Annotated in this window: 22 protein-coding genes; 12 read left to right on the forward strand and 10 right to left on the reverse strand. The window is 60.9% G+C overall.

Annotated elements, in window-relative coordinates; translation table 11 throughout:
• Positions 1-105 precede the first annotated feature (105 nt).
• Both AC1DVS_RS22585 and AC1DVS_RS22590 read right to left on the reverse strand, forming a co-directional pair.
• On the reverse strand, positions 106-963 hold the full coding sequence (locus AC1DVS_RS22585; RefSeq protein ID WP_478026579.1) for a CmcJ/NvfI family oxidoreductase: 858 nt from the start codon (positions 961-963) through the stop codon (positions 106-108).
• A 242-nt stretch (positions 964-1,205) separates the two neighbouring features.
• The gene (locus AC1DVS_RS22590) at positions 1,206-1,874 is read right to left on the reverse strand and encodes a glutathione S-transferase family protein (protein WP_478026580.1); all 669 of its coding nucleotides are present in this window, start codon (positions 1,872-1,874) and stop codon (positions 1,206-1,208) included.
• Between the two features lie 171 nt (positions 1,875-2,045).
• Between AC1DVS_RS22590 and AC1DVS_RS22595 the strand changes: the two genes are divergently transcribed.
• Genes AC1DVS_RS22595 through AC1DVS_RS22610 form a run of 4 tightly spaced genes read left to right on the forward strand, consistent with a single transcriptional unit; the run spans position 2,046 to position 5,931 of the window.
• Positions 2,046-2,798 (forward strand): glutathione S-transferase family protein, encoded by a 753-nt coding sequence (locus AC1DVS_RS22595; RefSeq protein ID WP_478026582.1) that lies wholly within the window; start codon positions 2,046-2,048, stop codon positions 2,796-2,798.
• Between the two features lie 8 nt (positions 2,799-2,806).
• Positions 2,807-3,619 carry a beta-etherase gene (locus AC1DVS_RS22600; protein ID WP_478026583.1) on the forward strand — a complete coding sequence of 271 codons (813 nt, stop codon included), beginning with the start codon at positions 2,807-2,809 and terminating at the stop codon, positions 3,617-3,619.
• Between the two features lie 10 nt (positions 3,620-3,629).
• A complete protein-coding gene (locus AC1DVS_RS22605) occupies positions 3,630-4,451 on the forward strand; it encodes a glutathione S-transferase family protein (protein ID WP_478026585.1) in 822 nt (273 codons plus the stop codon).
• A 22-nt stretch (positions 4,452-4,473) separates the two neighbouring features.
• Positions 4,474-5,931 carry an aldehyde dehydrogenase family protein gene (locus AC1DVS_RS22610; RefSeq protein ID WP_478026586.1) on the forward strand — a complete coding sequence of 486 codons (1,458 nt, stop codon included), beginning with the start codon at positions 4,474-4,476 and terminating at the stop codon, positions 5,929-5,931.
• Between the two features lie 28 nt (positions 5,932-5,959).
• Here the strand turns inward: AC1DVS_RS22610 and AC1DVS_RS22615 are convergent, their stop codons facing one another.
• The 3 genes from AC1DVS_RS22615 to AC1DVS_RS22625 all read right to left on the reverse strand — a co-directional run bounded on the left by AC1DVS_RS22615 (position 5,960) and on the right by AC1DVS_RS22625 (position 7,957).
• Positions 5,960-6,172, reverse strand: coding sequence for a hypothetical protein (locus AC1DVS_RS22615; protein ID WP_478026587.1), 213 nt, complete (start codon positions 6,170-6,172; stop codon positions 5,960-5,962).
• 299 nt (positions 6,173-6,471) lie between these two features.
• A complete protein-coding gene (locus tag AC1DVS_RS22620) occupies positions 6,472-6,810 on the reverse strand; it encodes a hypothetical protein (RefSeq protein WP_478026589.1) in 339 nt (112 codons plus the stop codon).
• A 202-nt stretch (positions 6,811-7,012) separates the two neighbouring features.
• Positions 7,013-7,957: a cupin domain-containing protein gene (locus AC1DVS_RS22625; protein ID WP_478026590.1), complete on the reverse strand. Its 945-nt coding sequence runs from the start codon at positions 7,955-7,957 to the stop codon at positions 7,013-7,015.
• A 758-nt stretch (positions 7,958-8,715) separates the two neighbouring features.
• Between AC1DVS_RS22625 and AC1DVS_RS22630 the strand changes: the two genes are divergently transcribed.
• The 5 genes from AC1DVS_RS22630 to AC1DVS_RS22650 all read left to right on the forward strand — a co-directional run bounded on the left by AC1DVS_RS22630 (position 8,716) and on the right by AC1DVS_RS22650 (position 15,875).
• On the forward strand, positions 8,716-8,931 hold the full coding sequence (locus AC1DVS_RS22630; protein WP_478026591.1) for a hypothetical protein: 216 nt from the start codon (positions 8,716-8,718) through the stop codon (positions 8,929-8,931).
• 746 nt (positions 8,932-9,677) lie between these two features.
• A complete protein-coding gene (locus AC1DVS_RS22635; protein WP_478026592.1) occupies positions 9,678-10,997 on the forward strand; it encodes a sugar transferase in 1,320 nt (439 codons plus the stop codon).
• A gap of 112 nt (positions 10,998-11,109) precedes the next feature.
• Complete coding sequence (locus AC1DVS_RS22640; RefSeq protein WP_478026594.1) at positions 11,110-12,069, forward strand: UDP-glucuronic acid decarboxylase family protein; 960 nt, start codon at positions 11,110-11,112, stop codon at positions 12,067-12,069.
• Between the two features lie 29 nt (positions 12,070-12,098).
• Positions 12,099-12,845 carry a metallophosphoesterase family protein gene (locus tag AC1DVS_RS22645; protein WP_478026595.1) on the forward strand — a complete coding sequence of 249 codons (747 nt, stop codon included), beginning with the start codon at positions 12,099-12,101 and terminating at the stop codon, positions 12,843-12,845.
• A 219-nt stretch (positions 12,846-13,064) separates the two neighbouring features.
• The gene (locus AC1DVS_RS22650) at positions 13,065-15,875 is read left to right on the forward strand and encodes a cellulase family glycosylhydrolase (protein ID WP_478026596.1); all 2,811 of its coding nucleotides are present in this window, start codon (positions 13,065-13,067) and stop codon (positions 15,873-15,875) included.
• Positions 15,876-16,216: 341 nt separating this feature from the next.
• Here the strand turns inward: AC1DVS_RS22650 and AC1DVS_RS22655 are convergent, their stop codons facing one another.
• Positions 16,217-16,402: a hypothetical protein gene (locus tag AC1DVS_RS22655; RefSeq protein WP_478026598.1), complete on the reverse strand. Its 186-nt coding sequence runs from the start codon at positions 16,400-16,402 to the stop codon at positions 16,217-16,219.
• A gap of 85 nt (positions 16,403-16,487) precedes the next feature.
• On the opposite strand from AC1DVS_RS22655, the gene AC1DVS_RS22660 reads away from it, so the two are divergent.
• Positions 16,488-16,919 (forward strand): transglutaminase-like cysteine peptidase, encoded by a 432-nt coding sequence (locus tag AC1DVS_RS22660; RefSeq protein ID WP_478026599.1) that lies wholly within the window; start codon positions 16,488-16,490, stop codon positions 16,917-16,919.
• Positions 16,920-17,030: 111 nt separating this feature from the next.
• Here the strand turns inward: AC1DVS_RS22660 and AC1DVS_RS22665 are convergent, their stop codons facing one another.
• The 4 genes from AC1DVS_RS22665 to AC1DVS_RS22680 all read right to left on the reverse strand — a co-directional run bounded on the left by AC1DVS_RS22665 (position 17,031) and on the right by AC1DVS_RS22680 (position 20,420).
• Positions 17,031-18,011 carry a sulfotransferase gene (locus AC1DVS_RS22665; protein ID WP_478026601.1) on the reverse strand — a complete coding sequence of 327 codons (981 nt, stop codon included), beginning with the start codon at positions 18,009-18,011 and terminating at the stop codon, positions 17,031-17,033.
• A 39-nt stretch (positions 18,012-18,050) separates the two neighbouring features.
• Complete coding sequence (locus AC1DVS_RS22670) at positions 18,051-18,947, reverse strand: cell wall hydrolase (RefSeq protein ID WP_478026603.1); 897 nt, start codon at positions 18,945-18,947, stop codon at positions 18,051-18,053.
• 181 nt (positions 18,948-19,128) lie between these two features.
• Positions 19,129-19,530, reverse strand: coding sequence for a Rap1a/Tai family immunity protein (locus AC1DVS_RS22675; protein ID WP_478026605.1), 402 nt, complete (start codon positions 19,528-19,530; stop codon positions 19,129-19,131).
• Positions 19,530-20,420 (reverse strand): metallophosphoesterase family protein, encoded by an 891-nt coding sequence (locus tag AC1DVS_RS22680; RefSeq protein WP_478026652.1) that lies wholly within the window; start codon positions 20,418-20,420, stop codon positions 19,530-19,532. The genes AC1DVS_RS22675 and AC1DVS_RS22680 overlap by 1 nt, the downstream gene beginning before the upstream one ends.
• A gap of 246 nt (positions 20,421-20,666) precedes the next feature.
• On the opposite strand from AC1DVS_RS22680, the gene AC1DVS_RS22685 reads away from it, so the two are divergent.
• Both AC1DVS_RS22685 and AC1DVS_RS22690 read left to right on the forward strand, forming a co-directional pair.
• Entirely contained in the window at positions 20,667-21,239 is a 573-nt protein-coding gene (locus tag AC1DVS_RS22685; protein ID WP_478026607.1) for a polysaccharide biosynthesis/export family protein, read from the forward strand.
• A 116-nt stretch (positions 21,240-21,355) separates the two neighbouring features.
• A complete protein-coding gene (locus AC1DVS_RS22690; protein WP_478026608.1) occupies positions 21,356-21,718 on the forward strand; it encodes a hypothetical protein in 363 nt (120 codons plus the stop codon).
• Positions 21,719-21,817 lie beyond the last annotated feature (99 nt).

The following is a 21,817-nucleotide window of genomic DNA, read 5'->3' on the forward strand; positions in this document are numbered from 1 at the left end:
ACCCAGTGTCAGGTCGGACATGCTCCCAGCATGTCCTGAACAGCGCGGGGCGCTGTTCACCTGACACTCCTGAAGGGGAGGGGCTTAGAGGTTTTCGATCCCAGCTCACCGGCTAAAATAAGCAATCGCCCGAAACTCATAACTCTCCCGAACCACCGCATCCGGCCGGCTCGTGTCATGAAACGCAGTATGCGGCGCCCGCCACGCACGCCCATGATCGCTGTCGTGGAACTTGATGAAGATCACCTCGTCCGCCGTCATATCCGGGAAATACCACCACCGATGCGCCGGATTGTGATGGAAGATGGTCGCCGCCGCCATCTGATCCTCGCCCTCGATCGGCGCGTAAAGCGCGTCACCGGTCGGGATCTCGTCGACATCCACCTTCACATTGGCGACCGCATCCTCGTCCCCAACGCTGCGGAAATCGCACAAGGCGAGCGGCCAGTCCTGCGGCGGCGGCGAGAACGTCCGCCACAGGCTGAAGGCGATAAAGCGCCCGAAACCGGGCCCATCCGGCACCGCCTTCTCATAGATATTCCCCGCGATGCGGTGCGCGGTCGCCGTGTTGAAGTCGACATGCGCCTCAGCCGCCGGCGGCTGGATTCCCGGCCCTGAAATCACCGGCGAGCGAAGCTGCCCGCCCATCGGCACCACCAGATCACAGCCGGTGAGCCGCTTGGCGATCGCGATCACCTCGCCGGGATAGTCGCGCTTCAGTTCCTCCTGGTCGCGAAAGTCGCGGATCGCGCTCGGCTGGCGCGAGATACAAAAGCCATGCGTGTCGAGCGCGAGCGGCTCCTCCGCCAGCCGCGCGTTCCGGATCGTGACCGGATAGGGCTGATACTCGCCGGTGTTGAATTCCTTGCCCGGCGCCCAGAAGCGGCGATTGATCTTCGACGTCGGCAACAGATAGTCGATTGCCGTCTCGACAGCCTCGGGCGCCCGGCTCGGCTCAACCATTGTCGCCATCCTTCCTCTCTTCCCAAACTACGACACAATTCGGCAGAACCTTGCTTTTCCCTCTCCCAGCGGGAGAGGGAAGGGGCCCATCGCGCAGCGATGGGAAGGGTGAGGGTGACCAGCATGAGCGTCTCGCACTCAACCTCACCCCGCGCTGCTGCGCAGCTTGCCCCTCTCCTGAAAAGGAGAGGGGAAGAAGGGCGCTCGCAAGATGCGTCAATCTGGCAACCTCCTATGTCTCATCAGGCCAGGATATTCTTGCCCTGTGTGACGGTCTTCGCCTCCATTTCCTCAGCCTTGGGCGGCTCGGGCACGAGCAGCCCGCGCTGCACCGCCGGGCGCGCGGCGATCTCGTCGAACCAGCGCCGCAGATGGTCGAGCCCGTCGATCGGCACCTGTGCCCAGTCATGCCCGCGCACCCAGGGGAAGCACGCCATGTCGGCGATCGAATAGTCGCCCGCGAGATATTCCCGCCTCGCCAGATGCGTATCCATCACCTCGAACAGCCGCCGGCTCTCGCGCACATAGCGGTCGATCACCTGGGGCAGCTTCTCCTCGAAATAGCGGTTGAAGACTGTGGCCTGCCCCATCATCGGCCCGAGGCCCGACATCTGCCACATCAGCCACTGGATCACCCGGCTCCGCCTCTCGACATCAGCCGGCAGGAAGCGCCCGAACTTCTCCGCGAGATAGATCATGATCGCGCCGGATTCGAAGATCGCGAAATCCCCGGCATCATGATCGACCAAAGTCGGAATGCGCCCATTGGGGTTCAGCGCGACATACCAATCCTCTTTCTGCACGCGGTTGGTGAGCGAGATCGGCGTCACCTTGTACGGCACGCGAAGTTCCTCGAGCAGGATCGCGACCTTCCAGCCATTGGGGGTCTCGGACGTCAGCAATTCGAGCATTGGCCTCTCCTCTTGCCGGAGGTGAAGCATCGTGCGCGGCGGCGAGCAAGCGCACCCGCCATGCTGTCATTGCGGGTGATAGTATCACCAGACGACTTGCAGCCGCCCCGCCCGCCCGCCAGCAAGGCCGCAACGCGCAACGGCGCGATTCCGGGAGGAGAGAGAGCGCCCATGTTGACCCTGTACAGCTTCGGACCGGCGGCCAACTCGCTGAAGCCCCTGCTCGCGCTCTATGAAAAGGGCCTGGAATTCACCCCGCGCTTCGTCGATCCGACGAAATTCGAGCATCACGAGGACTGGTTCAAAAAAATCAACCCGCGCGGCCAGGTGCCCGCGCTCGACCATGACGGCCATATCATCGTCGAATCGACCGTGATCTGCGAATATCTCGAAGACGCCTTCCCCGACGCGCCCAAGCTGCGCCCGACCGATCCGGTGAAGACCGCCGAGATGCGGGTCTGGACCAAATGGGTCGACGAATATTTCTGCTGGTGCGTCTCGACCATCGGCTGGGAGCGCATGATCGGCCCGATGGCGCGCAAGCTGACCGACGAGGAGTTCGAGGAAAAGCTGAAGCACATCCCGATCCCCGAGCAACAGGCGAAATGGCGCAATGCCCGCGCCGGCTTCCCCCAGGCCGTGCTCGACGAGGAGATGCGCAAGATCCGCGTCTCAGTCGCAAAGCTCGAGGCGCGGCTGGCGGAAAGCCCCTGGCTCGCCGGCGACGACTATACCCTCGCCGATATCTGCAACTTCGCGATCGCCAACCGCATGCAGTTCGGTTTCGCCGACATCGTCAACGCAGAGGCGACGCCCAATCTCGTCGCCTGGATCGATCGCATCAACGCGCGCCCCGCGGCGCAGGCGATGTTCGCGCAATCGAAGACCGAGATGCCGGTCCGCGAGCCGGCTCCGGCGGCCTGAGCACGACCATGGCGCAGGACAACCGCATCACCCTCTATGATCTCAACCTGGCATCGGGCTGCACGATCAGCCCGTTCGTCTGGCGCACCCGCTATGCGCTCGCGCACAAGGGGTTCGAGGTCGATCTCATCCCCGGCGGCTTCACCGGCATCCTCGAACGCACCGGCGGTCGCTCGGAACGCCTCCCCGCGATCGTCGATGACGGCAAATGGGTGCTCGATAGCTGGCTGATCGCTGAATATCTCGATGAGACCTATCCCGATCGGCCGATGCTGTTCGAGGGGCCGAGCATGAAAGTGCTGACCAAATTCCTCGACGGCTGGCTATGGCGCACGGCCATCAGCCCATGGTTCCGCTGCTACATCCTCGATTATCACAATCTCTCCTATCCGCATGACCATGAATATGTCCGCACCACCCGCGAGACAATGTTCCTCGGCGGCCAGAAACTGGAGGACGTGCAGGCGGGTCGCGAGGACCGGTTGCCGCTGGTGCCGCCGACGCTCGAACCGCTCCGCCAATTGCTGCGCGAAACCCCTTGGCTCGGCGGCGACGCGCCCAACTACGCCGATTACACCGCGCTCGCCGTGTTCCTCTGGACCGGATCGGTCGCCACCACGCCGCCGCTCACCGCTGACGATCCGCTGCGCGACTGGCTCGATCGCGGCTTCGATCTTTACGGCGGGCTTGGACGCCATCCAGCGATGCACAGCCTGTTCGGGCTCGAACTGCGGGACGGCGATCCGGAACCGTTCGCCAGGAACGGCACCGGCGCGGCACCGGCTCCGCTGAACCGCGGCGCCACCGCAAAGGCCGCCTGAGGAGAGCATGATGGCGTGGAACAACGAACCCGCGAGCGGCGCGCTCCGCATGTACCACATCCCCGGTTGCCCCTTTTCGGAGCGGGTCGAGCTGCTGCTCGATCTCAAGGGGCTCCACGATGTGATGGCGGACCATGTCATCGACATCTCGAAGCCGCGCCCGGAATGGCTGCTCCGCAAGACCCGCGGTACCACCGCCCTCCCCGCGCTCGAGCTCGAGAATGGCGAGACGCTGAAAGAGAGCATGGTCATCATGCGCTATTTCGAGGATCGCTTCCCCGAACGGCCAGTCACGCGCCGCGATCCTTACGAGCATGCCGTCGAGGCAATGCTGTGCGCGACTGACGGTGCGTTCACCGGTGCCGGATACCGCATGATCCTCAACCGCGACCCCACCAAGCGCGACGAGATGAAGGCCGAGGTCGATGCGCAATATGCGCGGCTCGACGATTTCCTCCGTTACTATGCGCCCGATTCCGATTTCCTGTTCGATCAGTTCGGCTGGGCCGAGGTCGCCTTCACCCCGATGTTCAAGCGCCTGTGGTTCCTCGAACATTACGAAGCCTATGAAGTCCCGCAGCACCTCACCCGCGTGCTGCGCTGGCGCGAGGCGTGCGTGTCGCATCCGGTCGCTCAGCGCCACCACGGCCACCGCGAGCTGATGACGCTCTATTATGATTACAGCCAGGGCGGCGGAAACGGCAAAATCCCGGAAGGGCGCACCATCTCGAGCTTCACGCTCGAGCCCGCCTGGGACACCCGGCCCCTGCCGCCGCGCGACAAATGGGGCACCCCCGCCACCGATACCGATCTGGGCCTGCTGCCCGCCTGATACCCCCCGAAAAGGACCTGCCATGAAAAGCTATCTGCAAAACTACATCGACGGCCGCTGGGTCGACAGCAAGTGCGGCCGCAGGCACAAGGTGATCAACCCCGCAACCGAAGGGATTGCGTCCGAGATCGTGCTCGGCACCCCCGAAGATGTCGATGATGCAGTGACCGCCGCACGCCGCGCGTTTGAAAGCTTCTCGCAGACGTCCAAGGCCGAACGCGTTGCGCTCCTCCAGCGCGTGATGGAGGAATATGGCAAGCGCGTGCCCGACATCGCCGAGGCAATCGCGACCGAGATGGGCTGCCCGATCTCGATCGCCAAGACAGCCCAGGCCGGCTCCGGCATGGGCCATCTCGCCAATGCGCTGAAGGCGCTCCAGGCCTATGATTTCAAGGAGAAGATCGGCGACAACACCGTCGTCCGCGAGCCGATCGGCGTGGTCGCGCTGATCACGCCGTGGAACTGGCCGATGAACCAGATCGTCGCCAAGGTCGGCCCCTGCCTCGCCGCCGGCTGCACCATGATCCTGAAGCCCTCCGAGGAAGCGCCAAGCTCGGCCGCGATCTTCGCCGAGGTGATGGATGCGGCCGGCGTACCCGCGGGTGTCTTCAACCTCGTCCAGGGTGACGGCGCCGGCGTCGGCACCGCGCTCGCAAAGCATCCCGGCATCGACATGATCAGCTTCACCGGCTCGACCCGAGCCGGCATCATGGTCGCCAAGAACGCAGCCGACACGGTCAAGCGGGTCGCGCAGGAGCTGGGCGGCAAATCCCCCAACATCATCCTCGAAGGCGCGCCGCTCGACCAGGCCTTGCCCGGCGGCGTCGGCGGCGTGCTGCTCAACTCAGGCCAAAGCTGTATCGCGCCAACGCGGATGCTGGTCCACACCTCCCAGCATGACGAAGCGGCGCAGAAGGTCGGCGCAATGTTCTCGGCCAAGCAGGTCGGCGAGCCGCTGACCGAGGGCGATCATATCGGCCCTGTCGTCAATGAGAGCCAGTGGAACAAGATCCAGGGCCTGATCCAGAAAGGCATCGACGAAGGCGCCACGCTCGTCGCCGGTGGCACCGGCCGGCCGGAAGGCAAGGATCACGGCTTCTACGTCAAGCCCACCGTCTTCGCCAACGTCACGCCAGACATGACGATCGCGAAGGAAGAAATCTTCGGCCCGGTCCTCGTCATCATGCCGTACAAGGACGATGCGGACGCAGTGAAGATCGCCAACGATACGCCCTATGGCCTCGGCGCATACATCGCCGGCGATCCGGCGAGAGCAAAGACGATCGTCCCGAAAATCCGTGCGGGCGCGGTGTTCGTCAACGCTGGCGGCCTCGCTTTCGACATGCCGTTCGGCGGCTACAAGCAATCGGGCAATGGCCGGGAGTTCGGCAAGTTCGGGCTCGAGGAGTTCCTTGAAGTGAAGTCAGTGATCGGTGCGCTACCCGAGGACGATCCCGTCCCGGCAGAAGCCGCTGGGTGATCAGCGCGCTTCTGCCTGTTGGGCCCCTTCAGGCATCGTTGGCTTCGAAGTGGGCGCCAACGCTCGATTGCGCGCGGGCCATCATTTTGAAATTGCGGAGCAGGTCGCTGGCAAGCTTCTCTGCCTGCTCTTTTGTCTCGGTACCTGTCTCGGAAATTTCGCCGTCATCGAACCAGGCAAAAACGGCCCAGGGCTTGAGCTCGTGATCCCTGGCGACCACGTCAATGCGAATAGTCGTCATACTGCCTCCATGCTTTGCGCTAGCGTATAGAAGGCGGGCGCCGGATGCGACAGCCGATGCGTCAAAGTTCAACTGAAACGCTGTCCACCCGCGCCCTCTTCGCGCCCTTGCCTGAACGCCATCGCGACGGTCGAGCCGATCGCCTTTATTGCAGCACGAGCCCCAAAGGCGGCCCGCCTCTGCCAGGCGGGGTAGTCGGTGCGGCCGCCATGCCCGGGCCGATCCGGATGTGGCCGCAGGTTCACTGCGCATGGGTCTCGACCGGGCAGCTCGGAAGTAAGTATGAGTCTAGCGCTTGGTCAGCGCAGCGCTTTCTCGGGAGTCGCTTGCAGGCAAGCAAGCATTACGGGCGTGAAGCGCTCGGCCTTTATCTCAATAACCAGCGATTGCATGCTGACGGTCTGGGAAGTGAGGCCGGCTTTCGCGCCGATCTCTTCACTGCGCTTTGTCCAATAGACATCCAGTTTGTTATCCATTGCGACCGCACTCGGATTACTTGCATGTATTGATTTGGCGAGTCGTGAATAGACGCTGCACTCCAGCGCCTGATGGTAGATTGTTTCGTCACCCGGCAGAACATCGGTCTTGGTAGGGGTTGCTGCCATGATGGCAGACGCGAGAAGTGCTATTCCGATCATTTTCTTCCCTAAATGCCTTGTGACGGCTCAGGTTAGCACAAGGTGGCGGGCCGGTCGCCTGTGCTGAGACCATATCCCCGGAGGAGCGGCGGCAGTTTCCCCACCCGAGGCTGCGCGCGAAATCAGCCACACAGCAACGTCGCGGACGCTTTCAGGCGCCCGCGTCCGTTGTTTCAATGAGCCCGACTGACGCGGAAAGCCCTTAGTCGGCCGGCTGGAAGTTATGGAGAATCGGCGGCCGCGGATTGAACGGAATGCGCGTTGACATCGGCGCGCTCGGATCATTGCCGGCGCGGTGAAAGCGGCCGGCGACGGCGGTGACGACATCGCCCTGATCAGCCACGAAATAGGGTAGGCCATCGATCTTGTAGCCGATCCGGCCTTCCATGATGAACCAGAACTCAGTCATGCGGACATGGAAGTGGCCGAGATTGGTGTCGGGCGGCACCGGCGCGCCCTTGCCGCGCAGGATGTTCGACGTGAAATGGTCATCCCACACGAACTTGCTCGGCGTGCCGCCCTCCTGCACGACCTGTTTCCAGAAATCGACATAGATCGGGTTGCTCTCCGTCTCCTTGTTCGGCCCGGGATTGGCACTGACCTTCTGGTAGGTGAAACCGGGCACTGGATCGGGAGTCTCGGTCGCCGGATAGAGCGGGATTGCACCGGCTTGCCGCACCTCGAAGCGCAGCGACGGCTTATCGCCGAGCGTTTCGATCGTGTAGACATGGCGGAATGGCACGTTGACCATGAAGCCCTTGGTCGCGACGAACGGCGGATAGCCGTCGATGGTCACCTTCATCGAACCGTCCTGAACGATCCAGACGACGCGATCGTCGGCGTACAGATGCGCCTTGGTCTTGGTGCCGGGCGCCATCGCGATATAGTCTGCCTCCTGATCCGAATTGCGGACGATCGGCTGAACCCAGGCCGCCTTCCCCTTATGCGCTGCGAGGATGTCGGCGAGGCGCCAGATGACCTTGTTCGGTGCGACATAAGGGGGGAGCTTGGTCGGCTTGGGCGACCATATCGTGCCCAGCTTGGGTGCGGTCGTCGGCATCTCGGACTTGCCGAGAAACTGCGCCGATGCGGACATCGGCATGGCAACCGCCAGCAAGCCGGCGGCTATTCCCCATCGCATATTCATTGGCCTCTCCTGTGCTCGGACAGCTTCTTTTCGCCCGTGTTCCTACGATCGCACCGCGCCCTTTCGCAAACAAGCGCTAACACTTGGCGCGACACCCCAGCGGTCGCGCGCACGGTCCGATTTTTCTGATTGGGTGACGGCGGAGCAAGCATTCGCGTCGCCAGACTGGAACCGCCCCTGAGTGATTATGTACAATGTTCTGTACAGATAGGAAATGTCAGCGACCCCTCATGACATTTCCAACGCCCAAGGCGCGATCGTCGACCATCGCGCCCCACGCCCGCCAGGTGGTCGATTGTCAGAACCCCCGATAGGCATGACAATATTCTCCAACGCGCCGAGCCGGTTTTTCCAGGATTCCCCTCCTGTTAGCCCTTCGGCGGCCCGAAATTCACGCCGAATTATGTCACACTCCAACAGGATCGCTCTGTGCGGCGGCGATTCAACCCGTGCCTGAAATCGGCCATAGCGAGAACGGGCCGTCAGAAGCGGCCGCGATGCTCTTTGACATGACCGACACAACCAATTCCCGTCGTGCCGTGCGCAGCCTCCGGGAGCGGGAGAATCGGCGGCCTCCTTTTTTGGTCTGTACGCCGCGAAAAGCGCCGCTAGATTGTATGTTAGGCAAACGCTTTTTGCCGGTCAGGAGCAGGACGCGCGATGGGTGAAAACAGGCGAGCCGATCTCGGCGTTATGCGTGACGCCTGCCGATGAGCGGCGCGCTTCCATTGGGTGCTCCGTCGCAGGACGAGGAGTCTTTGCAACTCCGCCCACACCTCCATCTCGTGCCCGACACGCTCGAAACGCTGCTGACGCGGATCGTCGCCAATCTGCGATCGTCCACGCCGGATATAGCGATCACCGACTCCGCCATCGGCTCCGCCTGCCGTCGCGACGCAATTGCCGTCATCGAGGCGGGCCGCGCGGCGGGTCTCCTCAAGACGCGCGAGGGCTGGCCGGCTGGTCCTGCATAGCGGCTACGAACGAGGTTCGGCAGCGTAGGTATCTTCCCTTAGGCGCTCGGGCACAGGTCTCTGCGAGCCTCTGAAATCACACAAAAAAATACGTCGAATCGGCTGCTTCTGCGCTAGGCTTCTAAGAGGTTTATTAACTATTGTAGCGATAAGTCGAATTCGACGTAGGAGCAGGATCGATGTTAGCCGCCAGGAATGATCTTCCGGAGTCCGAGTGCTTTGTCAAAGGCGCGCAGGATTCGGTCGGCGATCAGGGCTCAGCCATTGAACTTCAGCATTTACTCAGGCAAAGAGTTGAGCAGGAGAGAGACATGGCTGGATTAGTCTGGTTGGCACCACCGTCCAAGGTGGGCTTGAAACCGCGATTTGCTGATAGGGTGGACCCGCTTATCCGTATCGGATCGCGGATTCTTGGGCCATTGGCACTTCTTTGTGCGGTTGGCGCTCTGCTCAAGCTGTTTCTCTAAGCCCAGCCCTGATCATTTAAGATTCTCTGATAGCTACCTAATTTTGTGCGCCTCACTACTGTGAGCGGTACCATCATTGTACAAGTGTACCAACTTCGCACATCGCCTCACATTTGATCTAGCGTAGACAACGCAACTGCGGTATTTATTGTGCGTTGCACAACGAATCTCGCGGGGCTGAGGACTGTGTCAGTGTATCAGCAGATTACCATCGGAACCCATGAGATGCAGGCGCGCCCTTTTTTGGGAGATCAGCGCATCTCGATGCAATCGCGGCGCATGATCCTCTACGTGCAGCTGCTCGTGTGCGATCTGGTCGCGCTTTTGTGTGGCGCGCTCATCTCGACCGCAGCGATGGGCCAGACTCATCAGCTGGCATTGGCCTTTTATCCCTCACTAGCGGTTATCATGCTGTACCTGCTGCTCGGATCCGGCAGCGGCGTCTGGGGCTTCGCGTCCCTGACAAACACCTGGGCCTCTATGCGGCGGGCCGCCTCATCACTGGTACGCGCTACGGTGATCGTAGTGTTCGTCGCGTTCCAGGTGAAGGGCAGCGCGGACATCTCACGCGCCGCATTCACCCTGAGCATTGGCTTGGGCGGCACCTTGCTATTGGTCGGCCGGGCTCTTTTCGCACGCGGCGTCGCAGCAAAATTCCCCGATGGCCTGATCAATCAGCTGGTGATTGTCGATGGCACGCCGATCGATGCGTGGCTCGATGCCGATGTGAACGCAATCATGGACGCCAGCACTGCGGGCCTCAGTCCGGACCTGACTGATCCGGCAATGCTCGGAAATTTCGGTCGGCTGGCCGCAATGTTCGATCGAATCATCATCGACAGTGTCACAGCGCGGCAAAGCGCCTGGGCGCTGATGCTGAAGGGCGCGCATATCGACGGTGAAATCCTGGTCGACCGCAAGGACGATCTCGGTGTCATCGGCATGGGCAAAAGGAATGGAAAACTGAGCTTGCGAGTCTCTCATCGGCCCCTGAGCCTCACCGATCGGCTGCGCAAGCGCCTGTTCGACATCGCCATCACCGTCCCTCTCATCATTGCCCTGGCGCCGCTGCTTGTCGTGGTGGCCATCCTGATCAAGCTCGACTCTCCGGGGCCGGTCCTTTTCAAGCAGGACCGGTTCGGTCGCGGCAACCAGCTGTTCAAGGTCTTGAAGTTCCGCAGCATGAAAACGGAAGGCAGTGACCATTCCGGCGGACGTTCGACATCTCGCGACGATGATCGGATCACGCGCGTCGGGCGCTTCATCCGGTCAACGAGCATCGATGAGCTTCCCCAGCTCTTCAATGTCTTGCTGGGCGACATGAGCCTGGTTGGCCCGCGTCCCCATCCGCTGGGCACAAAGGCGGCCGGCCAGCTGTTCTGGGATATCGATATCAAATATTGGCAGCGCCATCAGCTCAAGCCCGGCATCACCGGCCTGGCTCAGGTCCGCGGCTATCGCGGCGCGACCAATGAGGAGAGCGACCTGACCAATCGGCTCCAGGCTGACATGGAATATATCGAGGGATGGCGCATTTCACGCGACATCTCCATTCTCTTCAGCACCTTCGGCGTCCTCACCCATCAGAATGCCTTTTAGGCATCCGGAGGGCCAGGCTGGCCGTCATCCGGTGTGAGCGATGGCAGCGCCTCCATATAAAGCGGCCCTTGTTTTACAATAAAGCCCCCGGCGAAAATACGATGGAACCAGTATGCATCTTGACAAGAGAATATTGATCACTGGAGGGGCCGGCTTTCTTGGATCGTATCTTTGCGAGCTTCTGGTGGAGAGCGGCGCTCACGTTATCTGCGTGGACAATTTCTACACTGGCAACCATCACAATATCCAGCACCTGCGAGACTTTCCGAACTTTGAACTCGTACGGCACGACGTATGCTTCCCTTTTTACGTAGAGGTTGATGAGATCTACAATCTGGCTTGCCCCGCAAGCCCGATCCACTACCAGCGCGACCCGGTCCAGACGACCAAGACCAGCGTATCCGGAGCGATCAACATGCTCGGCCTCGCGAAGCGCGTGGGCGCGAAGGTCATGCAGGCTTCCACCTCGGAAGTGTATGGCGACCCGGAAGTCCACCCTCAGACCGAGGCGTATTGGGGAAACGTCAACCCAATCGGCATTCGCTCCTGCTATGACGAGGGGAAGCGCTGCGCTGAAACTTTGTTCTTCGACTATCGCCGCCAGCATAATCTGAGAATCAAGGTCGCGCGGATATTCAACACCTATGGGCCGCGCATGCACCCGAATGACGGTCGCGTGGTCTCGAGCTTCATCGTCCAGGCGCTGCAGGGCAATGACATCACCGTCTTCGGCGACGGCAGCCAGACGCGCTCCTTCTGCTTCGCCACCGATCTGATCGATGGTTTCGTGAAGCTCATGGCGACCGATGATAGCGTGACCGGCCCGATCAACCTCGGCAATCCCGGCGAGTTCACCATGGTTGAGCTTGCGGAGCAGGTGATCGAGCTGACCGGCTCTCGATCAAAGATCATCCACCTGCCCTTGCCCGCTGACGATCCGAAACAGCGCAAGCCCGATATCACGGTCGCGCGCGAAACGCTGGGCTGGAGCCCGACGGTTTCGTTGCGCGAAGGCCTGATCCGGACAATCGCGTATTTCGATAATTTCCTCACAACTCGCCAGACGGCCTGACCGCATTGTGGCGGCGCGGGGCGCTTTGAATGGTGAATATATTTGGCAAACGTGATCGCAAATTCGCGACCCGTTCCGGCGACCGTATTTACGCTATTGGTGATGTTCATGGCTGCTATGAGCTGCTGCGTCGCCTTCTCGACAAGGTCGAAGCACATGCCGCCGGCTTGCCGCCGGCGCGTTCGTCCTATGTCGTTCTGTTGGGGGACCTGATCGATCGAGGCGATCGCTCGGCCGATATCATCCGTCTGGCACGGTCAATTCAGAGCCGCACCCCGCGTTTTCTCGTGCTCCAGGGCAATCATGAGGAGATGATGGTTGCCGCCTATGAAGGCGATTTGAATGCGGTCCGCCCATGGCTGGAATTCGGCGGTGACGCGACGCTCCGCAGCTTCGGCATCACGCCGCCTGGCGACGAGGCCGACGTCCGCGAGATCGTTGCGGCGATGCGGGCTGCAATCCCCGAAGACCTGATCGACTGGATGCGGAACCTGCCTGTCACGGCTCAGTCCGGTGACTATTTTTTCTGCCACGCCGGCATTCGCCCCGGTGTCCGAATCAAGCACCAGAATCGCGAGGATCTGATCTGGATTCGGGACGCCTTCCTCGAGGATCGTCGCGATCACGGCGTGATGGTGGTCCACGGGCACAGCATCACCACGACGACCGAATTTCTCAGCAATCGCATCGGAATCGATAGCGGCGCCTTTCGAACCGGCGTCCTCACCGCGCTCTACCTCGAAGGCAGTGAACGCGAGCTGTTGACGGCAGAATAGCGACGGGCCGCATCGAATTCTGCGCCGCGCCGGCCTCTTGGAGCTCGCTCTCGGAAAAATCGCGCCCGCATATCCGCGCCGCACCGCCCGCCCAGGCGCACCGTGCAATCTCGGTCTAAAAATCTCTTTGGTTACCAGCATGTTCACTGTTCTAATTTAGGTTACCTTCGAGAGTTAACCCCCATTGGTGTCAGTGCTTTACCGGGGGATGTGCACACCATGGTCACCACCATTTCCGACTACACGCCGAAAACGCTCGATCAGGGAACCGGACCGGACACGCTGGTCCTGAAAATCTCCCAGGATGCCTATCTGGATGACGCCCAGTATCAGGTGTTCGTCGACGGCAAGCAGATCAGTGGCACCCTCACTGCATCCGCACTCCGCAAAAATGGTCAGACCGACACGGTGACATTCCATGGCGACTTCGGACCAGGGCCGCACGACATCAGCGTCAAGTTCATCAACGATGCCAGGGATCTTGTGTCCGGCCTCGACCGCAATCTCTATGTCGACAGTGTCAGCTATAACGGCATCACCATCGGTGACGGCAAGGCGAACCTCTATGCGAACGGCACCGCGACCGTTCACACGGTGACGTCGCCGGTCAACGGCGCGATCAATGTCGGAACTGGCGCCGATACGATCGTCCTCCAGATCGCAGAGGATGCGTATCAGGGCGATGCGCAATATCAGGTCTTTGTCGACGGCAAGCAGGTCGGCGGCACCTTCGCGGCCGCATCCACACGGACAAGCGGGCATGTCGATACCGTCACGCTGCGCGGCGACTGGGGCGCCGGGACCCACGCCGTCACAGTCAAATATATCAACGATGCGCATGGCGACCTGACACTGCACGAGGATCGCAACCTTTTTGTCCGCAGCGCATCCTATGATGGCGTGATGGTGACAAACGGGAAGACGACATTAGCAAGCAATGGCAGTGTCACATTTTCGGCGGGCACGCCGCTTACCCTCACAGGCACCGCGGCGGCGGACAGCATTGTGGGCGGGACCGGAAATGACATTCTGAAGGGCGCATTGGGCAACGACACGCTGACCGGCGGGGGCGGAAACGACCTGTTCGTCCATGCAAAGGGAGACGGCGCGGATGTCATCACCGACTTCAGCGCCAAGGGTGTCGGGGCTGATATTATCGAGCTCGATCATTACGCCTTTTCAAGCTTCGCACAGATCCAGTCCCATCTGATCCAGAGCGGCAGCGACACGATCCTGCGCCTCGACAGCGCGACCAGCCTCACGCTGAAGGGCGTCATCACGAGCGACCTGACATCTGCGAATTTTCACTTTGCGGACGTGGTTTCCCCATCGACCCATGCGCTCAGCGTTGGCATCAATATCAGCGGAGCTGAGTATATCGGAGCGGCCGGCCAGAAGACCGGCATCGACTATTTCCCGACCCACGAAGAGCTGCAATATTTTGCTGCCAAGGGGATGGACACGGTCCGCCTCACCATATCCTGGGAAAGTCTGCAGCCCACGTTGAACGGCGCGCTAGACCCTGCCTACCTCGCGAAGATCCAGCAGACTGCTGATTATGCGAAAGCGCAGGGGCTGACTCTTATCGTCGATCTCCACAATTACGGCGCTTATAATGGCAAACTGATCGGCACGGCGGACGTACCGACGAGCGCCTTTGCAGATGTGTGGTCGAAGCTTTCCGGAGCGCTGAAGGGCGATCCGAACGTCATCTTCGATCTCATGAATGAGCCGCAACAGGCAACGGCTGCTGCATGGCTGCCGATGGTCAATGCCGCCATCGGCGCAATCCGTGCCAGCGGCGCCACCCAGCAGATACTGATCCCCGGCGTGCATTGGGACGCCGGCTCGACCTGGACCACCACGGACAATGCCAGAGTGCTGGGCGCGACGGGCGCCATTATCGATCCGCTCAACAACTATGCGTTTGAAATCCATCAATATCTCGACAGCGATGGGTCGGGTACGCATGCGTCGGTCGTTTCATCGACCATCGGGGCAGAGCGGCTGAGCGCCGTCACCGACTGGGCGCGCACCGCTGGCGTGCGGCTATACCTTGGCGAAGTGGGCGTCGCGTCCGACAGCGCGTCGCTCGCGGCACTCGACAATAGCCTGGCGTTCCTGAAGCTGAACCAGGACGTATGGCAGGGCGTGACGTACTGGGCGGCCGGCGAGAGCTGGCAGGGTAACTACATGTTCTCGGTCGAGCCCGGCGTTGGCCTCAAGGACGCCGCGCAAATGGGCGTGCTCCAGAATTATTTCGATGTGCAGGTTTCGCGGACMGCTCTCGCCAACGGCGCGCAGCAGATCGACACGTTCGGGTTCGGCAGCGCGCACGCGTCGATGAGCGACATCGTCGACGCATCCAATCACTTGATCAGCCGAAGCGAATATGATCCCGACGGGCATATGCTGCGCCAGTGGATCGCGAGCGCCGATGGTTCGGGCTGGCTGACTGGCTATGATCCGGCAACCGCAAAGCCTTTGTCTGCCCAGTTCATCACCGTGGCGGGCGCAGTGGGCGGCGACAAGGTATTTGCCAGTGACGGCAGCTACTCGCTGCATCTCTACGCGCCCGGAACGACCACGGTCGTACACTCGGAGCAGCACGATGCCAGCGGTGCATTTGTCTCAACCGCGGACGACACCGCGAGCGGGCATGTTCGCACACAATATCAAAGCGGAATCGTCAAGGAAGTCGACACGTACAATGTCGACTGGGGCTTTCTCGATACGATGATCTACGACACGTTCGGGCACGTCCAGCAGCACTCCTATCTCGAAAATAACGGCCACATCGCTCTCGACAATTATGACCCCACCGGCAGGCTCACCAGCCATGGCGACTTCAATAGCGACTGGAGCCTTTCCAGCTGGGCGAGTTATGCTGTAGACGGCAGCAAGAATATCAAGCTGATGCACGCAGATCACAGCAGTGAAATCGATTATTACAACCCTGCGGCGCAAACTCCCTTCCAGATCGATCAGTTCGATTCAAGCGGGCATTTCCTTGGCACTACGATGCTGTGAGTGGCCTCTCCGATTCAAATTACGGCGTGATTTTACCCTAAACGCCAAGTTAACCTACCGTCTAAACAAAGCCTTCGATTATGCCGGGTTACCGGTGCCTTCATGCACAGGGCACTATCGACCTCTATCTGGGCCGGCGTCGCGATCTTATTCGCTGGCTCGGCGTTATCGAGCCCTGCCCTCGCCAAAACGGGGCCCTTTGTTACACTGGGTCCAGTGGCGGATACCCCGCTAGGCTATGTGGAGTTGTGCCGCCGCGATAGCGAGCTCTGCCGGAAGATGGAGGGAGATGGCGCGCAGGGACGGGCAACTGAGCCCGCAAACGTCGCGCAATCGTCCCTTCACGATCCCGAACAGGGCGCGACCGGATCCGTCACGATCGACGCGGCTGCGGTGGTGGAGGCTCCCGCAGTCTGCGATCGCGAAGTCTCGGTATCGGGTGGCGGCTTCAGCGACATTTCCGACGCGCAATCCTTCGCTTTCGAACCAGTCGGCTTTTTGCCGTTCTTCTCCGAGAATAGCGACATGGCCGCGACAGGCTGCGCTCCAGTCGGGGAGGTTGCGGATTCGACGGAAACATCTCCCGCAAATGTTGCCGGCGCACGGCCTGCCTTGAGCGAAGCCGCACACCGAAATTCGGCAAAGGGCCGATATGCGGCGCTCGATCTCGCATTGATTAAGCACCTCAATACTGAGGTGAACCGCAATGTGATCCAGCTTACGGACCAGAATCTCTACGGCACGGGGGAATATTGGGCACGCCCGTCTCACAACGGACGCATGGCGGGTGATTGCGAAGATATCGCGATCGAAAAGCGTATGCGGCTTATCGAGATGGGAATCGACCCGAGCGATCTCACGCTGGCTGTCGTCTTCTCAAAACAATGGGGCCTTCACACAATCCTCGTTGTCCATCTCGCCGACGGCGATTTTGTGCTCGACAGCCTGTCGTATCAGCTGCGCCGTTGGGATCAGACCGATTATCGCTGGTTGCGCATCCAGTCACGCCAGGATCCAAGAGAGTGGCTCACGATCCAGAGTTGATTGAATGGCGGTCGATGCCGGCGGCTTCACGAGGTGTGGCTGAAGCCTTTTCCCGAACCAGGTCAGAGACTTCCCAAAGAGATCGAATCCAAAGCCTTGGCCGCGTGGCATTCACGCAGCGGGATATCCGAGACGCTCGTTTAGAAGTCCGCAGTGACGATCGAAAACCCTGCGCCATGACGATGACCAATCGAGACTACGGTTGACCGGATCGAAGGTCGCGTCCGGGGCGACGGGCGTCCAGTCGACCCGTCCGCTCGCATGGCGCCGGGAGTGCGTCGAAGACCCGTACACCGCCACATCCTCGAGCGCCTCCGTCGGGCATCGCTGAGGGTCGCAGCCCATCCAGGAGAGGACGGTCGACACCGTCCCTGCCTTGTCGGCTACAACATCTTCGTAGCGCAGCAGCAACAACCGCTCCTTCGGTTGCGAGGCAATGAAGGCGAGGCTCTTTTCAGCCGCAAGCGCCGTTTCGATGCAGATATCCTCAAACGTGCGGCTCAAGCGGCGACGCGCGAAAGTGCGCACGAAACTGTCCACGACGTAGCGGGAATCGCGGACGATAAAGAGCGTCCGGTCCTGCGGAAAAAACACCGGCCACAGTTCGATATTCCAGGTTACCGGATTCTTGATCAGGGTCACCGACCCCGGGCTGGCAATGTCCAGCACGCGATTGCGGAACCCCGAAACGGCATAGGCCATCCACTCCATCCGACCGAATGCGTCGGCACTGGGGCGATGAACCCTGCCGATGAGGTCTGTCGGCCCACGGAAATAGTCTTCGCCGGCCAGGATCGGCAACTCGGCAAATCCTATCTGGCTGCGCTGAAAAGGTGGCGCTCGAAGCAGGAGCTCGAACAGAAAATTGGTACCACTGCGCGGCATCATCCCGAAAATGAACAGCAACCGACGATCCTGAAATCGCCGTTGAGAAGACCGCACCACGTCGGCGAGGGCAGCTTGATCCTCAGCAGTCATATTCGAGTCGGCATACAGCGCGCGATCGAGCGTCGGACGGCGGAGCAATCGGCGCATCCAAAAATCAGGTCTGCTCAGGCGGATATATTTATAGCGTTCATCGTCCAGCTGCATGGTAGACCGTGTTCACCCCCCAGTGATTTTGGTCGTATATTAGCGTGCTGGCGCCGTGTTGTTAACATCATTCCCCTGCGATGGCACAACCCAGCGCCCTGAAGGCGACGGAACACTGGGCGTGGCCTGCGTGCCGCCATCGACAGGGCTTCCCGATGGCAACAGGACTGGCCGCGCCGCTGGCGGAACCGGCTCCGACGTGAGACTGAGATCAGGAGAGACCGCTTGCCCGAGCGCAGCCGCAATCGTCGGCGCGTCGGGTTCCAGACCAGCATAGCGCGCCGAAAAGGAGTTCGCCTGTCCGAGCCCGCCGGCCAATCGATAGAATATGTGGCGGCCAATGACGCTCGTCTTGACCAGGGTTGGAGCCCATACGGGCGCAACATAGTCGGCATGATAATGGGTTGCCCAGCCGACGGGCGCGTAAACAGAACCCGTAAGCGCCGTGAGGGCAACAAGATGCGCGCGGCGCCAGCCCGCAGGATCAGGCCGCCGCGATATCGATCCGTCGCATGCAAAACTGAACTGGCAGCTTCGACCGTGACCCACCCCCTGATAGATCACATCACAGACCGAATGCGGATATAAGGGATGGCGCACGCGATTCAGGATGACCTGCGCGACCGCGCGTTGGCCATCGAGCGGTTCGGTGGCCGCCTCGTAATAGATGGCAGCAGTCATACAATCCAGGCTGCGCGCCAGGGCCATGATGTCCTTCGGCGGGACGGCGAAGGATCTGGCGGCGGGATTCGGAGCCGTCGAAACGGGCAATGCCGCGTTGATGGCCTCTGCCGTTTCGGCCGAAACCTGCTTGAGCTTCGTGGGATCAGCCGGAGCGAATTCGCTGACATCAAATTTGGGTTGCGCTGGCCGGTGCTTCCCGGTGGATTCAATGCCGGGGACCCGCCCGTCACCGAGCGCGACGAAGACCGCCACGCCGACAAGTGAGAAGAGCAAAACGATAGCGATCGCAAAAGCAAGGATCGGCCCGAGCTTGCGCCGTGACTTCCAGCGCGTAACTGGCTTGCGAGGGACGAAAGTGGTCTTCACCGCTACCCGGCTCGACAACCATCAAGACGAAATGCGGCGCATCGCCGCAGCCTGACGCGCAAACACTTCACTTGCAGGGATATGCCGCCTTCAGCGCGACAACGACCACTGACGCAGCCTCGCCGCCTGAATTCTTCGGGTAGACCAGCATATAGGATAGAAACGAGCGCCTGAGGTCGGCCTGAGGCGTGCCCGCGGGGACGCAGAATTCGCGCTGCGCCAGCCATTGCTCATAGGCCTGTACCGTATCGTGAACGCCGGTGATGAAAGCAAAACAGTAAGTGCTGGCGGCCGCGGAACTGTCGCTGCAACGATCAGCCAGCTGGCCGGCAGTCATATAGCCGATCTTGGCAGGTGTCGGATTCACGGAAAGCGGCGGTGCGGGTTGGGGCGAGGCTTGCTCGCCAGGCACGGCGCTGACCTGTGCCGCAACACCAAGCAACGCCGCACTAAGGGGAGCGAACCACATCAGCCGAAAGCCACGCGTTCCTGGCCGGCCATAAGCGGGCGGTCGTTTTCAAGCGTGACGGGCAGGATTTCGCTGTTCATGCCGTCAAGGAAGAGGGCTGTCAGAATGCCGGTGCGATAGGCACCAGTGTCGATCCCAATGCGATTAGCCCTCACATCGACTTCGGGCGAGACGCTGTGGCCGTGGACCACCACCGCGCCATGGTCGCGCTCGTCGCGTAGAAACTCCTCGCGGATCCAGAGCAGATCCTCGCGCGACTGTCTGGCGAGCGGCACCCCCGGGCGAATGCCCGCGTGACAGAACAGATAATCTCCCGATTGCGCTGTCAGCGGCAACGCCCTTAGCCAATCGACGATCGCGCGGGGGACGCGTTGCACGAGCGCCTTGGTCGCTGGCATGATATCCGCATCCGTTGTCGCTGGATCGATGCCATAGCTCATCAGCGTCTCCGCGCCGCCAACTTTCATCCAGGTACGCATTACACCAGGCTCTCCGTCCATTGCACGGACCATGAGCTCTTCATGGTTTCCCTTCAGGACAACGAGAAGCCCGGATCGCGATTGAATTTCGTGCGCCAGTCTCAGAACACCGGCGGAATCCGGCCCGCGATCAACAAGGTCACCCAAAAGGACCACATGCACGGAATCGGCAGGCGGAAGCGTTGCCGAATGACGATCGATCTGACCGAGCGACGCCTCCAGCAGATCGAGCCTGCCATGGATGTCGCCGATCGCGTAGATGCGCTCGCCTCGCCTGGTGCGCGGCCTGGCGCGTCGAGCACCCACCGTTCGACCTATGGCCATCGAAACACCTTTGCTTTCGGGACAGGAAACACCGTCAGGGCTTTCATTTCGCAACTGCAGCAATATGGCCACCCCGCAGACGACCATCAAGCCTGATAGTGGGAACGTCAACCATATGGACGCGCAGCCCCGCTTTTGGGACACCCTCGGCTCTCTAGGGACAGCACTGCAATGTCAAGCGGCGGGGCTCCAAACCCGTCACTCCCTGAATGGCACAGCGGTTTTAGATGCAATGCAGCATTTTTATTGCAGCCTGAGGGGAAGTGAATATAACGTAAAAATAAGTGTGGGCCAACGGAGTGGTCAACCGAGATTGTAGCCAAAGGGTGTATCATGCGGCTGAGCTTGAGTGTTGCGGTGATTTTTCTGTTGCTCTCGGCCTGCGCGGGCGCGACCGGCCCCGTCATATCATCCGGCGATCGTTATGTGCAGGCCACGGGCGCGGGCGAAGATTACCGGCTGGGTTCGGGCGACAAGATCCGTATTTCGGTGTACAACGAACCAACGCTTTCCGGTGAATTTTCGGTCACCGCTGATGGTCTCCTGTCGCTCCCGCTCATTGGCGATGTCAAAGTGGCCGGGAAGTCGGCCGGCGAGGTCAGCGCGACGATCCAGGAGATGCTCGGGAACGGCTATCTCAAGGACCCGAAGATCGGGCTTGAGATCGTCACCTATCGCCCGTTTTTCATCTTGGGCGAAGTCAAGACGCCTGGCCAGTTTCCCTATGCCACGGGGATGACGGCGCTAAATGCAATCGCGCTTGCGCAGGGGTTTTCCCCGCGCGCCCAGAAGTCGGTCGTTTACATAAGGCAAGCCGGCAGGACTGATGAAATCGCCTATAAGCTCACGCCGGACCTGCGAGTGCTGCCGGGCGACACGATCCGAATCGGAGAAAGATATTTCTAAGGGTTGGCATACCCATACCGCCGGCTGTTTTGGGGGATAACATTGCTATGAACAAGATCAGGAACATTGCATTGACTGGTGCGCTGCTGGCAGTGGCAATCAGCGGGAATCCCTCAATGGCAGGCGCAACAATGGCCGGCGCCCCCATGGCAGCGGATGACGCCGGCAAGGCGCTCGCTACGGCAATCAAAACCGAGCTCGCCAAGCAACCGGCGACAGCGTCGGCGGAAGATCTCGAAGCCGTTATCGTCTTTGTCGTGAGCCAGGGAGCTTACACCGACGATGCGATTTCAGCGGCACTCGATGAGGTCGGCGCTGGAGCAACCGGCAATCTCGCCACTGCCGTCGCCAACGCACGCATCGCCCTTTTGAAGAAAAAGCGGCGGGGCACCGGCGCAATCACAGGCGGGGGCGGCAGCAGCGCGTTCTCGTCGCCCGGTGGTGGCGGCGGCGGCGGCGGGAACAGCAATTATCAGTAAAAGCTCTGCATTGGCGTTTGCGGTCCGCGCCGCTCACGAAAACTTCGAAAGAATGGGGCAACGATGACGCGCTTTGCTATCGCAACTGCCATAGGCCTG

It is taken from the genome of Sphingomonas sp. P3_C5 (genome assembly GCF_056402635.1).

Excerpts from the sequence above, each read along its gene's own strand:
- AC1DVS_RS22635 (WP_478026592.1), top strand. The coding sequence starts at position 9,678 with ATGATCCTCTACGTGCAGCTGCTCGTGTGCGATCTGGTCGCGCTTTTG.
- AC1DVS_RS22590 (WP_478026580.1), bottom strand. The coding sequence starts at position 1,874 with ATGCTCGAATTGCTGACGTCCGAGACCCCCAATGGCTGGAAGGTCGCG.
- AC1DVS_RS22620 (WP_478026589.1), bottom strand. The coding sequence starts at position 6,810 with ATGATCGGAATAGCACTTCTCGCGTCTGCCATCATGGCAGCAACCCCT.
- AC1DVS_RS22625 (WP_478026590.1), bottom strand. The coding sequence starts at position 7,957 with ATGAATATGCGATGGGGAATAGCCGCCGGCTTGCTGGCGGTTGCCATG.
- AC1DVS_RS22605 (WP_478026585.1), top strand. The coding sequence starts at position 3,630 with ATGGCGTGGAACAACGAACCCGCGAGCGGCGCGCTCCGCATGTACCAC.
- AC1DVS_RS22615 (WP_478026587.1), bottom strand. The coding sequence starts at position 6,172 with ATGACGACTATTCGCATTGACGTGGTCGCCAGGGATCACGAGCTCAAG.
- AC1DVS_RS22675 (WP_478026605.1), bottom strand. The coding sequence starts at position 19,530 with ATGTGGTTCGCTCCCCTTAGTGCGGCGTTGCTTGGTGTTGCGGCACAG.
- AC1DVS_RS22680 (WP_478026652.1), bottom strand. The coding sequence starts at position 20,420 with ATGGTCGTCTGCGGGGTGGCCATATTGCTGCAGTTGCGAAATGAAAGC.
- AC1DVS_RS22655 (WP_478026598.1), bottom strand. The coding sequence starts at position 16,402 with ATGTCGCTATTCTCGGAGAAGAACGGCAAAAAGCCGACTGGTTCGAAA.
- AC1DVS_RS22645 (WP_478026595.1), top strand. The coding sequence starts at position 12,099 with ATGGTGAATATATTTGGCAAACGTGATCGCAAATTCGCGACCCGTTCC.
- AC1DVS_RS22665 (WP_478026601.1), bottom strand. The coding sequence starts at position 18,011 with ATGCAGCTGGACGATGAACGCTATAAATATATCCGCCTGAGCAGACCT.
- AC1DVS_RS22685 (WP_478026607.1), top strand. The coding sequence starts at position 20,667 with ATGCGGCTGAGCTTGAGTGTTGCGGTGATTTTTCTGTTGCTCTCGGCC.
- AC1DVS_RS22600 (WP_478026583.1), top strand. The coding sequence starts at position 2,807 with ATGGCGCAGGACAACCGCATCACCCTCTATGATCTCAACCTGGCATCG.
- AC1DVS_RS22610 (WP_478026586.1), top strand. The coding sequence starts at position 4,474 with ATGAAAAGCTATCTGCAAAACTACATCGACGGCCGCTGGGTCGACAGC.
- AC1DVS_RS22640 (WP_478026594.1), top strand. The coding sequence starts at position 11,110 with ATGCATCTTGACAAGAGAATATTGATCACTGGAGGGGCCGGCTTTCTT.
- AC1DVS_RS22595 (WP_478026582.1), top strand. The coding sequence starts at position 2,046 with ATGTTGACCCTGTACAGCTTCGGACCGGCGGCCAACTCGCTGAAGCCC.
- AC1DVS_RS22585 (WP_478026579.1), bottom strand. The coding sequence starts at position 963 with ATGGTTGAGCCGAGCCGGGCGCCCGAGGCTGTCGAGACGGCAATCGAC.
- AC1DVS_RS22690 (WP_478026608.1), top strand. The coding sequence starts at position 21,356 with ATGGCAGGCGCAACAATGGCCGGCGCCCCCATGGCAGCGGATGACGCC.